Annotated in this window: 19 protein-coding genes; 16 read left to right on the forward strand and 3 right to left on the reverse strand. The window is 29.2% G+C overall.

Annotated features, from left to right (window positions below; all coding sequences use genetic code 11):
• Positions 1–150 precede the first annotated feature (150 nt).
• The 4 genes from CLCOS_RS11380 to CLCOS_RS11395 all read left to right on the forward strand — a co-directional run bounded on the left by CLCOS_RS11380 (position 151) and on the right by CLCOS_RS11395 (position 3414).
• Positions 151–618 (forward strand): MarR family transcriptional regulator, encoded by a 468-nt coding sequence (locus CLCOS_RS11380; RefSeq protein WP_063602226.1) that lies wholly within the window; start codon positions 151–153, stop codon positions 616–618.
• Positions 619–644: 26 nt separating this feature from the next.
• Positions 645–1220, forward strand: a complete 576-nt coding sequence (locus CLCOS_RS11385) for a methyltransferase family protein (protein ID WP_063602227.1) — start codon at positions 645–647, stop codon at positions 1218–1220.
• Between the two features lie 129 nt (positions 1221–1349).
• The gene (locus tag CLCOS_RS11390; RefSeq protein ID WP_063602228.1) at positions 1350–1805 is read left to right on the forward strand and encodes an AraC family transcriptional regulator; all 456 of its coding nucleotides are present in this window, start codon (positions 1350–1352) and stop codon (positions 1803–1805) included.
• A 115-nt stretch (positions 1806–1920) separates the two neighbouring features.
• Positions 1921–3414 carry a WD40/YVTN/BNR-like repeat-containing protein gene (locus tag CLCOS_RS11395; protein ID WP_063602229.1) on the forward strand — a complete coding sequence of 498 codons (1494 nt, stop codon included), beginning with the start codon at positions 1921–1923 and terminating at the stop codon, positions 3412–3414.
• Positions 3415–3419: 5 nt separating this feature from the next.
• Here CLCOS_RS11395 and CLCOS_RS11400 read toward each other — a convergent pair whose 3' ends face one another.
• On the reverse strand, positions 3420–4325 hold the full coding sequence (locus CLCOS_RS11400; protein WP_063602230.1) for a LuxR C-terminal-related transcriptional regulator: 906 nt from the start codon (positions 4323–4325) through the stop codon (positions 3420–3422).
• A 426-nt stretch (positions 4326–4751) separates the two neighbouring features.
• On the opposite strand from CLCOS_RS11400, the gene CLCOS_RS11405 reads away from it, so the two are divergent.
• Both CLCOS_RS11405 and CLCOS_RS21950 read left to right on the forward strand, forming a co-directional pair.
• Positions 4752–5324, forward strand: coding sequence for a 4Fe-4S binding protein (locus tag CLCOS_RS11405; RefSeq protein WP_156496394.1), 573 nt, complete (start codon positions 4752–4754; stop codon positions 5322–5324).
• A gap of 102 nt (positions 5325–5426) precedes the next feature.
• Entirely contained in the window at positions 5427–5594 is a 168-nt protein-coding gene (locus CLCOS_RS21950; protein WP_242872334.1) for a hypothetical protein, read from the forward strand.
• Positions 5595–5947: 353 nt separating this feature from the next.
• Here the strand turns inward: CLCOS_RS21950 and CLCOS_RS11415 are convergent, their stop codons facing one another.
• Together CLCOS_RS11415 and CLCOS_RS11420 are read right to left on the reverse strand one after the other, a co-directional pair.
• Entirely contained in the window at positions 5948–6769 is an 822-nt protein-coding gene (locus CLCOS_RS11415) for a methyl-accepting chemotaxis protein (RefSeq protein WP_013238410.1), read from the reverse strand.
• Positions 6770–6963: 194 nt separating this feature from the next.
• The gene (locus tag CLCOS_RS11420; RefSeq protein WP_063602233.1) at positions 6964–7815 is read right to left on the reverse strand and encodes a LysR family transcriptional regulator; all 852 of its coding nucleotides are present in this window, start codon (positions 7813–7815) and stop codon (positions 6964–6966) included.
• 132 nt (positions 7816–7947) lie between these two features.
• Between CLCOS_RS11420 and CLCOS_RS11425 the strand changes: the two genes are divergently transcribed.
• From CLCOS_RS11425 to CLCOS_RS11470, 10 genes are all read left to right on the forward strand, one after another.
• The gene (locus tag CLCOS_RS11425; protein WP_063602234.1) at positions 7948–8562 is read left to right on the forward strand and encodes a chromate transporter; all 615 of its coding nucleotides are present in this window, start codon (positions 7948–7950) and stop codon (positions 8560–8562) included.
• Entirely contained in the window at positions 8559–9062 is a 504-nt protein-coding gene (locus tag CLCOS_RS11430) for a chromate transporter (RefSeq protein WP_063602235.1), read from the forward strand. The genes CLCOS_RS11425 and CLCOS_RS11430 overlap by 4 nt, the downstream gene beginning before the upstream one ends.
• 102 nt (positions 9063–9164) lie before the next feature.
• Positions 9165–9749: a DJ-1/PfpI family protein gene (locus tag CLCOS_RS11435; RefSeq protein WP_063602236.1), complete on the forward strand. Its 585-nt coding sequence runs from the start codon at positions 9165–9167 to the stop codon at positions 9747–9749.
• Between the two features lie 115 nt (positions 9750–9864).
• The gene (locus CLCOS_RS11440) at positions 9865–10314 is read left to right on the forward strand and encodes a flavodoxin family protein (protein WP_063602237.1); all 450 of its coding nucleotides are present in this window, start codon (positions 9865–9867) and stop codon (positions 10312–10314) included.
• Positions 10315–10643: 329 nt separating this feature from the next.
• On the forward strand, positions 10644–10850 hold the full coding sequence (locus CLCOS_RS11445) for a hypothetical protein (RefSeq protein WP_242867014.1): 207 nt from the start codon (positions 10644–10646) through the stop codon (positions 10848–10850).
• Complete coding sequence (locus CLCOS_RS11450) at positions 10840–11034, forward strand: helix-turn-helix transcriptional regulator (protein WP_013238417.1); 195 nt, start codon at positions 10840–10842, stop codon at positions 11032–11034. Before CLCOS_RS11445 ends, CLCOS_RS11450 begins: the two co-directional genes overlap by 11 nt.
• Before the next feature lie 147 nt (positions 11035–11181).
• A complete protein-coding gene (locus tag CLCOS_RS11455) occupies positions 11182–12684 on the forward strand; it encodes a sensor domain-containing diguanylate cyclase (protein WP_063602239.1) in 1503 nt (500 codons plus the stop codon).
• A 34-nt stretch (positions 12685–12718) separates the two neighbouring features.
• A complete protein-coding gene (locus tag CLCOS_RS11460; RefSeq protein WP_063602240.1) occupies positions 12719–13240 on the forward strand; it encodes an NUDIX hydrolase in 522 nt (173 codons plus the stop codon).
• A 21-nt stretch (positions 13241–13261) separates the two neighbouring features.
• On the forward strand, positions 13262–13519 hold the full coding sequence (locus tag CLCOS_RS11465; protein WP_063602241.1) for a DUF3795 domain-containing protein: 258 nt from the start codon (positions 13262–13264) through the stop codon (positions 13517–13519).
• Positions 13520–13562: 43 nt separating this feature from the next.
• Positions 13563–13766, forward strand: a complete 204-nt coding sequence (locus CLCOS_RS11470; protein ID WP_275507173.1) for an L-2-amino-thiazoline-4-carboxylic acid hydrolase — start codon at positions 13563–13565, stop codon at positions 13764–13766.
• The last annotated feature ends 110 nt before the right edge of the window (positions 13767–13876 follow it).

Here is a 13876-nt window from a genome sequence, read left to right on the forward strand (position 1 = left end):
TGTTTGGTGAGAGATTCAATTATAACATGAAATTAGGGGGTCATTGTTTTTTTATTTAAAAAAACTTTGTAACCCTTGATATATAAAGAATATTTTTAAAAAATAGTGTAAAAAACTTTACACTAACAAATATTGAGGGGGGAAATTAATATGGATATTGTTGATGAGATCATATTTTTACTAAAAAAATTACAAGAGAATAATGAGGTAACTATTCCTAATATTAAAAATAAACTTACTTTTTCACAAATTCATTGCATTGCGGCTATAGAATATATCGAAGATGCAAATATAACTAAGTTAGCACAAGAACTAGGAATGACAACAGGTGCTATAACTAAAATGTGCAGAAAGCTATTAAACGAAGGCTATGTTTCGAAATATCAAAAAGAAGGAAATAATAAAGAAATATATTATGATTTAACTGAATTGGGGTTAGATGTATCCAGGGTTCATAAAAGAGTTCATGAAAAATCATATAATAGGAAAAAAGACATTATAGCCCAATATAATAATGAGGAGAAAGTTGCTATATTAAGGTTTTTAAATGACATGAATTCAATAATAAAAGATACATTTTCAGAAGTTATAGAAAATTATACTGGAAATGATGATTGAATCTAATAGAATATGGGGAGGATTTTATGAGTAATATTAATATAGTTAGTTATATTTGGAGTATATTTTGGATTTATTGGATATTAGCAGCGATAAAAACTAGATCCAATGTAAAAAAAGAATCAAGTGGTCAAATGAAAATAGAAAGATCAGTACATGTAATATTAGTAATAATTGCTTATGTCATTACCTTTTTTCAATTTAAAAATACATTCTTATGGAATAGAATAATACCTAATTATGGATATGCTCAATATATAGGAATTACAATTTTGGTCTTGTCTCTTTTATTTGCAATATGGGCGAGAATAGTATTAGGAAGAAATTGGAGTGGAGCGATTCAAAAAGTAGAGGGGCAAAGATTAGTTTGTAGTGGACCGTATAAATATATAAGAAATCCTATTTATACAGCAATGGTATGTGGATTTTTTGGAACTTTTATTACATTTGGAAGTTTAACTTCTTTTATAGGATTTTGTATCATTCTAATTACTTATATTATAAAAATAAATAGAGAACAAAGATTTTTAATAATAGAATTTGGTGACGAATATGAGAAATATATAAAAGGATCATGGGCGTTAATTCCTTATATATTCTAAATTTATAGTATTTATGAGGTTGTTACACTATAAAATTTTGATAATTAAAAAATAAGTTGAAATACATTTTAAATCATTATATGATGGATTCAGACATCGATGTAATCTATTAAAAAGGAAGGTAAATTTATGAATGTTAATGTTGAAATGATACCATCATATAAAATTGCTTATATACGAAGAACGGGTCCTTATGGTTCAGAAAACGTTCAAATAATGGAACAATTAAAAAGTTGGGCTAGAGAAAAAAATTTATTTAATGAAAGTTCAATCATATTAGGAATAGCCCAAGATAACCCTCAATTCACAGAACCTAAAGATTGCCGTTATGATATATGTTTAGTTGTTTTGGATGAATTTAAAGTAGATAATAAGTATATTAAATTTGGAAAAACTATTGGTGGTAAATATTGCGTATTTAAAATAAATCATACAGTAGATGCTGTGAAAAAAGCATGGACGGAGATATTTTCAGAGTTATCAAAAAGAAATTATAAATTTGATTATAGAAGACCTATTCTTGAACGTTATGCTATGCAGATGATAAATAAGCATTATTGCGAAATTTGCACACCAATATTATAGAAAATATTAAAACAGATCCTAATTTAGCTGCATGACCCTTAATGCAGCTTTAAATTTGCAGTATAATATATAGAAAATATAAATCCTATAAAAATAAAATGGAGTGTAGAGAAAAATGGGAAAGTACAAGCAAATTACAAAGAGAGGATTAATTTCATCAATAGTAGGCTACTCAATATTTACACTAGTATATTGGATTGCATTTTACGAGTTATATACTTTATGTAAATTTGGACGATTTAAAAATAATATAACTGTATTATTGGGATGTATGGTATTCTTTTTGGCTTGGTTTATAATTCTAATAATTAGAATTACGAAAAAACCAGCAGTTGCGGCTGACCAGAATGTAGATAGATATAAGTTCTATTCGCGTTGCAAAACTATATGGACTTGTACAATTATAATAGTTATAGTTCTTATAACATGTTTTTATGGAGTGAAAATATACCATAGTGCAATAAATTACAATGGAAAACTGTCATGGTTCTTAAGAGATTTAAAAAATAAAAGAACTGTAAAGCTTGAACATAATAATATATATGAAAGCGGTATGGAAGGGATATTTGCAGATGTTAACAAAAAAGTTCATATGCCACAAAAATTATATGTTGTAAATAACTTTAGTCTAAAATTTGATTCTAATGGACAAATTACATCTTTTGATACATTTCTTTATGGAAAAAATGCTAAAGGTGAGTTAGAAAGCTATTTAATTAGTTACAACAGCAAAAATTCAGGGAATATAACTATATATTTAAATGGTTATGTAAATGCAAATTATAATGATGACAAACTATTAGAACCATTAATTAAGACAATGAAAGTAATTCCACTTAAGAAAACAGTGAGAAACTGGCCTGAAAAGCAGTATGGTATTCTTTATTCTGGTAAACGAAGTTTTGGATATAATACAGATGGTATTGTTTATATTGATTCAAAAGGTAATACAAATTCAGCTGTTAATGCCTATTCTGAAATAGTAGGATATATTGTTTCTGTATTTGTACCGGGCAAAGAAAGTAAATATACTCCTGTTAGATACAATTTAACAGATTATTTAAATAATATTAAAACATCAGGACCTTCAAAGGACAATAAAGAGAGTTCTAATCAATCAAATAATGCTGAAGATCAATTTTATTTATCAAAGCAAGTTGGGTATCGTTTAGAAGTAACGGCAGCTGCGGCGGGTAGTAGATCTTATTCATTAACTGGTACTACCGATGGTGGACAAACATGGAAGACAATAAATGAAGATCCGTTTTCCGGGTCCCTTGGATCAGCAGTAGGAATAACATTTTTGAATAATAAGCTTGGATTTTTATGTTTATCTTATAGTGGTGGAAGCAAGGGTCAATTATACCGCACAGAAGATGGAGGAAAATCTTATAAAAAGGTAAATTTCCCAGAAGTGAAAGTAGCATTAAATGATGGAAAAACATATAATCCCTTTGATTTACCTGGAATACCTTATGAGAAAGATGGAAATCTCAATGTTTTAGTTGGACAGGGATCTGATGGAGATTATAATGGAGGCTGTAAAGCTTTGTACCAATCAAAAGATAATGGAGTAACATGGCAGTATTTAGAAAATAAAATAAATTAATAATTTTATTTTTCATTTGAACGTATGAAATTCGATAACTGCATTTTGCTATTAACATTTAATTTTTTATAAATATTTTGTATGTGATTATCAACGGTTTTAGGGGATATAAAAAGTTTTTCAGCAATTTGTTTATATGTTACTCCTTCCATGATAAGTTCTATAATCTGACCTTGTTTTTCTGTAATATTATATTTTTGCTTAAAGTAATCCGTAAGTTTATTATCAGCAATAAACGCTGGAGCGTTAAAATATTTTAAAACCAGCTTAAGATTAAAAATATTAATTGCAAGGAAATAAGAAGGAAGTGCTGCTATTTTTAAAATATCCATATTTTTAATGAAATGAATGTAAGAACTATATGATTCGAATATTATTAAAGGCAGAAATACTATAGTTAATAAAATAAAAGATTTTATTGCTTGTTTTAAATCCTTATTTACAACCTGTTTATAATTTGTTAGTCCAATAAATAGCTCGTATACAATTACAGCAATAATAGAAGGTCGTACTACAAACTTAAAAATATAGTAAGCACTAAATGAATAGTATATTGTTATTCCTACAAATTGAAATACAAAAATAGAAATGAATAATGTTTTCTTAAAATTTGTTATTTGTATACCAAAAAGATAATTTATTAAGAACAATCCTGATAAAGAACTAACTGATGTGCCAACAATATCTAAAAATTTAGATAAAAATGGAATAAATGAACTTACTTGAATTACATATTTTGAGTATAGTCCTAATGTTATTGAATTTTGAATAGCAAAAAAAGAGAGATTCAAGGCTATGAAAAATTTTAGAGAATTCTTTTTATTACTATTGTAGATAAAATAGGAAATCGAAATAGATGATACACCTGTAAATAATGAAATAATACAAAACAGTAAATGAATATCTTTCATAAAAAGATGTCCTTTCGTTACATTTTACTTTGAGAAAAGATTTAATGGAGTAAATTTTTTTCAAATGCAATATATAGTATAGAACAGATGATTTTAGAATTCAAGGAATTTAAACATAGTGATCATTAGTCAAGAGTATAAAACTGTGTAAATTCAGGGGTAGGGAATATTCCCTATCCTTATTTTTTATGCAATAAAGGGCTTTTTACCTATTGTTACTTGCTTATTTTTGATGTTTTAATGATTTATGAAAGCACGTGCTATTCTAAATAAGCTTTTGTATGATTAAAAAAATTATAAGTGAGGTATACATATGAAATTAAGAAAGAAAATCAGTTTTTTATCCTTTTTTTTGTTACCATTACGTTAAATTATTTTTCACCAGTTCTTATAGTACAAGGAAGTTTTGAAAAAACATTTACAAGTATGCACATTATATTTGGATTAATGATTTTATTTGCAGTTTTCTTTGGAGGAGCATGGTGTAGTTATATATGTCCTTTTGGTGCGTTACAAGATTTACTGCCCGATACTAGTTCTAAAGGTAAGTTACCAAATTTTAAATTATTAACAGGAGGTGTTTTCTTAGTTTTAATAGTAGCACCCATAGTAATAAGTGGCTTTCAAAGAATAATAGTTCCTTATCATATGCAAAATACTAAAATTTCCATAAGCAGCGTACATGATGTAATTCGATACTATATAATAACCATATCTATTATTTTGATAACAATAGCAGCAGGCAAAAGGACATGGTGTCGATACATCTGTCCAATGTATATATTTAATTATGTTGGAATTAAGATAGGAAGATTTTTTAAGTTACCTACCTTGAAAATAGTAAGTGAAAGTGATAAATGTACTGATCACTGTTTGATGGGGCTTGATGTAGCTAATATGGTTAAAAATAATAAATGGAATACTAATGATTGTATCAAATGTGGGGAATGTTTAAATCAATGTAAATGTGATGCGTTGAAAATAAAGTGGACAAAGTAGGTAAGTAACAAAGTGATATTTTAAGTATAAGAAGAATATGTACATATAAATGATATAGATCAATATTTGTTTCATGCTGGTACAAAATATGATAACCCAGTGATGTTGTTTTTACATGGTGGGCCAGGTCTTGCAGAATCAACACTTTCTCATATTTTTCAGGAAAAGTGGGAGGAAATTTTTACAATAGTTCACTGGGACCAGCGTGGTGCTGGAAAAACATTTACTAAAAATCCAGATAAGTGTCCTACAATTGATTTAGCTTTGTAGTCCAATGATAAAAAATATCTAAAAGAGCTTGAAGCTTTAGGCGATTATCCAGGAAACTACCATGGTACTGATTTTAAGAAAAAATCTGAAAAACTACGTAAAGTTCAAGCTAAATATGGTTTAGCTGTTAACAGCAACTTTTCTGCAATTATGGGTCTAATTAGAAGTCCTATTTTTAGGAGGATTACATTGTAAGGTGTAAGTCTACTCGGCTATTGTGGTGATTAATTTATAAAAGAAGGTATGTAAGTGAAAAGTATATATGATATGAAATTGTTCGTGAATCTATATGATTGTTTTGGGTATAGATTTGTTTTTTATGCAAATCTACACCCATTCTCCAAATAGCAAACTTATTTTACTTTTGCAATGTCCGCCATAGTTTGGGCACTTGCAGTAATTTCTTCTAATGTGGAAGTTATCTCTTCAGTGGTGGCTGCTTGACCTTCTGAAATAGATTGAGCTTCATTTATTGTTTTAAAAGTTTGTTCTATGTTTTTACTTATTTTTGACAATACCCTAGAAACTTTTTGTGAAGATTCACTACTTAATTGTGCTAACTTCCTCATTTCACTTGCAACAACTGTAAAACCTTTGCCTTGGTCACCTGACCTGGCTGCTTCTATAGCTGCATTAAGTCCCAACAAGTTAGATTGCGAAGCTATATTTTGTATCATGTTAATAATTTCATTACTTTCTTTTATATTATTTTCTGTTTGTTTTGCAGTTTTTACTATATCTTCTATAACATTGTTTAATTTTTCTGATTCAGCACTAATTTCTTCAATACTTGCGCTGGTTTCTTCAAGGGAAGAAAATAAGCTGTCTGCTGATTCTTCAACTTTAAATTGTTGGTCTAAACTTTTTCCTATACCAACACCACCTACAACATTTCCTTCAGAATCTTTAATTGGATATGTAACTGCTTTAAATGGAACTCCATGTATTTCTTTAGAAATTATTGTACTGTATATCCTACCATCCTTCATTGTCTTATGTAATGGATCACCAATTGGTATATTGTCGCCTTTATTAATTCTTAAATCTAGTGTATCACTAGGTCTATAATATAAATACGTTGTTTTATCTACAACTGTTACCCCTATATCTTCTTGTAACACATCTTTAAGTACAGGCATGACTTGTAAAAATGCTTCTAAAATATCCTTTTTCATTGTAATACCCCCCTCTACATTGAACTATTTTTTATATTTGTTAAGTTACACTTTATTTTATCATACTTTTTATAAATTAACTTATCATAGAAAACTAAAAATACAGTTTTTTTGTCGATAACAGTTTGAAATTATTATATTGAAAAGGGTGGGTGTATTGGAGGTAAACTAAAAAATTTCATTTATATTTTTTGTTATTTACGTTTTAAATATTGTATAAATAATTTAACTTGTGGCAGCATGTAATAAAAATTTTTACATAAAATATAGGTGCTGCGAGAAAATGGAGCTCCATCTGAAAAATATAAATCTTTAATATAACCGTCAAAATTTTTTAAGCAAATTTTTGGGAGGATACCCCATCCTAGTCCGTGCTTAGCCATTTCTAAACAAGTATCAATATTGTCAACCCAAAGTTTTGTATTGTTAATAGATATGTTATTTTCAAAAAGCCAAGTCTGAATTTTTCCTTGTGAAATGAGATCAGTAGTTCTGCCAATGTATGAATAAGAATTAAGAGAGAGATTTGCATTTTCCTTACTGCATACGAGGCACATCGGTTCAGTACCTAATAGTATGGTAACTTCGTCCCACTTGTATTCTCCCCGTATGATGACTATAGAAAATTCATCGTTTTTAAGTCTATTATATAAATTTTTGCTATGATCAGTAGCTATATTGACATCAACATTTGGAAATGCTTCTGTATAATTTTTTAAAACTTTAGGAAGGCGATATCGTGCATAGTTTAATGAAACTCCAACAGTTAAATTTCCACCTATAAAGTTATGGTTGGAGGATACATGTTCACGCATTTGCTTTAGAGTATTTACTACAGTTTTAATATAGGGGATGATGCTTTCGCCTAAAGGGGTAAACAATACTCCTTTTTTTGAACGAATAAGTAAATCGGTACCTAAATCTTTTTCTATTTTTTTAATTCTCTTTGTCAGGGCAGGTTGAGTGATAAATAATTTTTCAGAGGTCTTTGTAATATTTTTTAATTTATATAATGTCAAAATTAGTTTGTAATCTTTTTCATCCATAGTTATTAATCCTTTATCCATTACTTTTAGTTATGACTATTTATAAAATAGTATCATTATACATTGTACATTATAACATATATACTGAAATTAAAAGATTAAAGAAAAATTTTTAGATTAAAAGGAGATAAAATGATTAGTACAAATAAATTTAAATCGGATACTTTTACAATTACCAAACTATTTTTTACATGGTTACAAATTGGTTTTACATCATTTGGCGGTGGCGCAACTACCCAATATCTTATTCAAGAACAATTTATTTATAAGCATAAATGGATAACAGATGAGGAATATGCTAATATTATTGGAATGTGTCAAATAACACCTGGTATGAATATTATTACATATACGATACTTATAGGAAAAAAATTGGCTGGAGGGATAGGAATATTTATATCCCTGGTGGGACTTATTTTGCCTAGTGCAGCAGTTACAATTGTATTAACTACGATTTATACTTCCATTAGCAAGTCATCAAAAGTACATTCTGCACTTCATGCTGTATTTGCTGCTATTTTTGGTATAGCTTTAGCTACAAATTGGAGAAATGTACAACCTATTATTATAAAAAATTATAAAAGGGGATCTATGATTTTTGGGGTAACAATTGCAATAATGATAGGCAGTGGTGCTATTTATATATTTTTGAATCCATCTGTAATTTTATTATATGTTTTAGGTGGATTATGTGGTGCTGCTGCTTATTGGTATATTTCTAAAAAAGAGGTGAGGGTTAATAAATGAGCTGGGTTATATTTTTTTGGACTTTACTTAAATCGGTTTTATTTTCTTCAGGAGGTTACGGCCCCTTACCTAGTTTGCACTCTGATTTTATAAATTATGGATGGGCAGGACAGAAACAATTTACTGAATCTTTGGCAATTGGACAAATTACTCCTGGACCTAATGGACTTTGGGTTGTCAGTTTGTGCTATTTGGTTGCTGGATTACGTGGAGCACTATTAGCATGTATTGCATTACTTCTACCACCATTATTGATTCTAATCGTTCAGCGTTGTTATACTCGTATTGCAAAGTATCCAGCAACACAAGGACTACTTGATGGAGTAGTAATTGTTATAGCTAGCTTTAGTGTAATAGTTGTATTTAAAATATTTGTAAGTAATGGTATTGATGTAGAGACGATTGCCATTGCATCTATAAGTTCTATCTTAACGATATCAAGGCGTGTATCTACAAATGTTATACTACTAGTTTCAGTTTTAGTAGGTATAGTATTTTAATTGTATGGGGCAATGCGGTTTGCATAAAATAGAAAATAATGTTATCTTATTCAAATAGAGTTTGTGAACTATGAATACTTGTGACAAAGGAGTGTTGAATAAATGAATATTAATATTATACTATTTAATAATTTTGAGACTTTAGATATATTTGGACCAATAGAAATACTAGGACAAATAAAAGACTATCAAATACACTATTATTCAGAAGCTGGAGGTGTTATCACCAATGCACAAAATCTCAAAGTTGTAACTGAGCCTATTAGTTCGGCAGATGAAAGTGGTATATTAGTTATTCCAGGAGGAATGGGTACAAGAGAATTAATTAATAATACATCTTTTTTAAATAAATTAAAGTCAATTGCAGAGAAATCTACATACTGTTTATCTGTATGCACCGGTTCAGCAGTATTAGCGAGGTGTGGAGTTTTAAAGAATAAAAAAGCTACATCTAATAAACAAGCCTTAGAATGGGTAAAATCAGTAAGTGACCAAGTAAACTGGGTGAAAAAAGCGCGTTGGGTTGCTGATGGAAAGTATTATACATCATCAGGTATTTCAGCTGGAATTGATATGACATTGGATTTCATTTCGGATAGATTTGGTAAAGATAAAGCTATAAAAATTGCTAATGATATTGAATATATATGGAATGATGATTGTACAAATGATATATTTGCAGGATAAATTTTAAGTTTGTAAAGTTGCAAAGCAAGTGTTAGTATGTTTTTTGCAAAACATTAATTGAGTTTTTATGCCGTGCAGTGAAATTTAATATAACTAATTTTAGGAGGAGTGAAAGTTGAAAAAGTTAGTAGTTTATGAATCTATACATCATAGTAACACTGAAAAAATAGGTAAAATAATAGCAGAGTGCTTAAATGCTGATTTGGTAAAAGCTGATGATATAAATACAAATACTCTAAATGACTATGATTTAATTGGTTTTGGTTCTGGAATATATTATGGAAAGTTTCATAAAAATATTGTTGAACTAATTGATAAATTGTCAACTTTATCTGGTAAAAAAGCATTTATTTTTTCAACCAGTGGACAAGGTAAGAATAAATACAATAACCTTATTGAACAAAAATTGAAAGAAAAAGGTTTTGAGGTTGTTGGAAGTTTTGCGTGTAAAGGCTATGATACCTTTGGACCATTTAAGATATTTGGAGGAATTGCAAAAGGCAGGCCCAATAATGAAGATCTTCAAAATGCAAAAGAGTTTGCTCAAAACTTGTTTGTTAAATAAAACTACATGATATTGATGATGTATATAAGAATGTAAAAAACTATTGACATTTACTTTTTCTAATTGTTAAAATGTAAATGTCAATAGTTTTTTACATTTTTGACTTTTGTCCGATGGCTACCAGCCGTAATACCCCCATCGCACACAGCGAAAGCGACTATCGCCAAATCAAAGATTTGGGATATCTGCTTTTCTTATAAAGTGGGGTATAACGGCTGCTACACCCCTGGATAACGAGCTCTAAGTTTCAGATGGAGAAAAAAACTCCACCTGAAACCAAGAACTCTGTTTATATTAAATTTAAGTGAGGTGCAATTATTGTGAGAAAAATGGATGAAATGGAAATGAGTATTAGTTTGAAAGCGATAAAGTGTGCTTGGAGCTATACAATTATATTTTTAACGATTTGGGTTATATACAATTTTATTCATACTAAAGAAATTGGATTAGCTGGGTTCCTTTTGATAACACAAAATCTTGTTATGATATCAGTTGAATATTTTTTGAAATGGAAGCTTGGTAAAGATGAAAAATAATATAAAGGTTTTACGAAAACAGCTTGGGCTTAGACAGGAAGATGTGGCAAATGCTTTAAATGTAACAAGACAAACTATAAATGCCATTGAAAATAGTAAATATAATCCTACGTTAGAGTTAGCAATGAGGTTAGCTAAATTATTAAATACTACAGTAGATGAATTATTTATACTTTGTGATTAAGTTTTGAAAAGTGATAAATAATAGTAAATTTGTAAGCTTTGAGAAACATAAAAAAATTAAGCTATCAGTGATAATGAGCATTATGATATAATGAAAATACATTTTAAATTTAGGCTGTATGGGGAAATTATGGATTGGATTGATTAAATGAAATTTTTATATAAACTTATATTAGTGCTTGGAATTTTAATTGCTTTAAGTTGCTTTGTTCAATTTGTAGTGTTTAATAAATTTTTTATTTCTAATACTAATTCTTTATTATTGAGTACTAATGAAAAAGCCTCAAAAGATGTTAGTATGCAGCTTATGGAAAATTTTAATAAAATACAGAATCTTGTAAAAACAGTTGCTGAAAATGAGGAAATTAGAGAAAATCAGGAGCTTCTTAATAAATTTAATGAAATTATACCTGAAGTAGATGCAGTAACAATTCTTAATTCCAAAGGAGACATTTTACGTATGTATGGCAATATACATAGCCCTGGCGTTTCAAATTTGGCATACAGAGATTATTTTCGTGAGGCAATTCATGGCAACACTTATATCAGTAATGTTTTCAAAATCGCTAGTGGAACTAAGGTAGTTGTAATATCAGTTCCAATTGTGAAAGATGGCAGCATTGATGGGGTAGTTGTTGGGATTGTTAAATTACAAGGAACTTCTTTAGCATCCATGTTTGATAATAAGGAGTTTGGAAGAAGTGGTTATATTTCCATTTTAGATAGCCATGGTTATGTTGTTTATCATCCTAATAAAGAACGAATTGGTAAGAAATCTATAATTTTTGATAAATTGCAGGGAAAATCAGGTTCGAAGATCATGAAAGACTATTCAGGGGAGGAGCAGTTTGTTGGGTTTAGTAAAATTCCAAATTTGAACTGGTATGTAACGGTTATTACCCCTACTGCTGATATAATGACAAGTAGGAATATTGTAGTTTATGAAACATTCCTAGGGTCAGTTATAGTTGGTATTTTGATTATTTTACTTGGTATATATACAATAAAACGATACAGCAAGCCGCTGGATAATTTAATCTTTTCATTCAATGCTTTGAAAGCTGGAAAATATAAAAAGATTGATTCACATAATTATGGCGAAGAGTTTCAGGAAATGGTTATAGTTTATAACAGTACAATTGAGAGATTGGAAAAAGAGTATAATGACCTTGAAGAAGCTGCTGATATTGATTCTTTGACAGGTGCTTATAATAGACGAGCCTTTAATAACTTTTTAAGTACCTTGAATGAAGAAATAAGTAATTGTAGTTTGGGGAGTGTAGGAGTTCTTTTACTGGATATTGACCATTTTAAAGAACTGAATGATACATCAGGGCATTTAGCTGGAGACAATGTACTTAAAAAACTTGCTGAAATAATGAAATCTACTGCTGGAGATAGGTCTGTATTTCGTTTTGGAGGAGATGAATTTGCTGTTGTAATTCGCAATATTTCAGATGAAAGATTGTTATCCATTGCAGAAGCAATTCGATTAAAATGTGAAGAAACTTTAAATGGTTGTACTGTTAGTATTGGTGCAGCTAAATTTCCCAAAGATACTTATTCTATAGATAAGTTGATAGATTTTGCGGATAAGGCTCTTTATATAAGCAAAAAAAGTAGAAATAAGGTAACTATTTTTGTGAAATAAACTTAAATTCTAAATTTGCAAAGGAGAAGCTACAATGGAATTATGGGATGTATATGATAGTGAAAGAAATAAAACAAATAGGACAATGGTTCGGGGAAGGGATTTTAATGAAGGCGATTACCATATGGTTGTTCACATTTGCATATTTAATTCGAAGGGAGAGATTTTAATTCAACAAAGACAGCCATTTAAAGAAGGTTGGTCTAATATGTGGGATATTACAGTTGGGGGAAGTGCAATTGAAGGTGAGACAAGTCAAATGGCTGCAAAAAGAGAACTGATGGAGGAATTGGGAATCAAAATTAATCTGCAGGATATAAGACCACATCTTACAATTAATTTTGATAATGGATTTGATGATGTATATTTAATTCAGAAGGATATAGATATTGTTGATTTAACTTTACAATATGAAGAAGTTAAATGTGTAAAATGGGCTTCAAAAGAAGAGATTTTTTCTATGATAGATAGTGGAGAATTTATTCCATATTATAAAAGTTTAATACAATTATTTTTTGATAGTAAAAATCAATATGGATGTCATCAAACAATATAAAAAGTAATTGGAGGAAATGTTATGTTTCAATCAAGATGTGGAGTGTGTTGTAATGAATGTGAGAGAAAAGAAAAAGTAAATTGTACAGGGTGTATTAATATGGAAAAGCCATTCTGGGGTGGAGAATGTGGTGTAAAAAAATGTTGTGAAGGTAAGGACTTAAATCACTGTGGAGAATGTTCAGAATTTCCATGTGAGATGCTTTCTACTATGGGGGCTGCAGAGGGTTTTGACCCAGAACCCAAAATTCAACAATGTAGAAAGTGGGCTAATGAATAAAATCAAAATAATGTTAGTACATTAAAATATTTAGAAATAGTTTATTTGTGAAAAAAATAGTTTTTATATGTATTTTGATGCTTGTGGAATATGTTATCTGTTTCAAAAGCTTGGCATATCAGAAATAACACTTGCAATGTGTTCTTATGATTATGATATGGCCAAGCAAGGAGGTTCAGTGCTTACGCGGCAGTATACTTTAGCGAAAGGTGGAACCTGCTGTGATTTTCATTATCAGAAAAAGTAATATCCAATAGTCCAACAAATAGTAAATTTGTAGAGGTGTTGAAATGTTGAGGTTAAGGTCTTATAAAAGGTGTGATGCAAAATATATTGTAAATTGGATAAAAGACGAAG

The sequence above is a fragment of the Clostridium coskatii genome (assembly GCF_001675205.1).
Taxonomy (GTDB): domain Bacteria; phylum Bacillota; class Clostridia; order Clostridiales; family Clostridiaceae; genus Clostridium_B; species Clostridium_B ljungdahlii.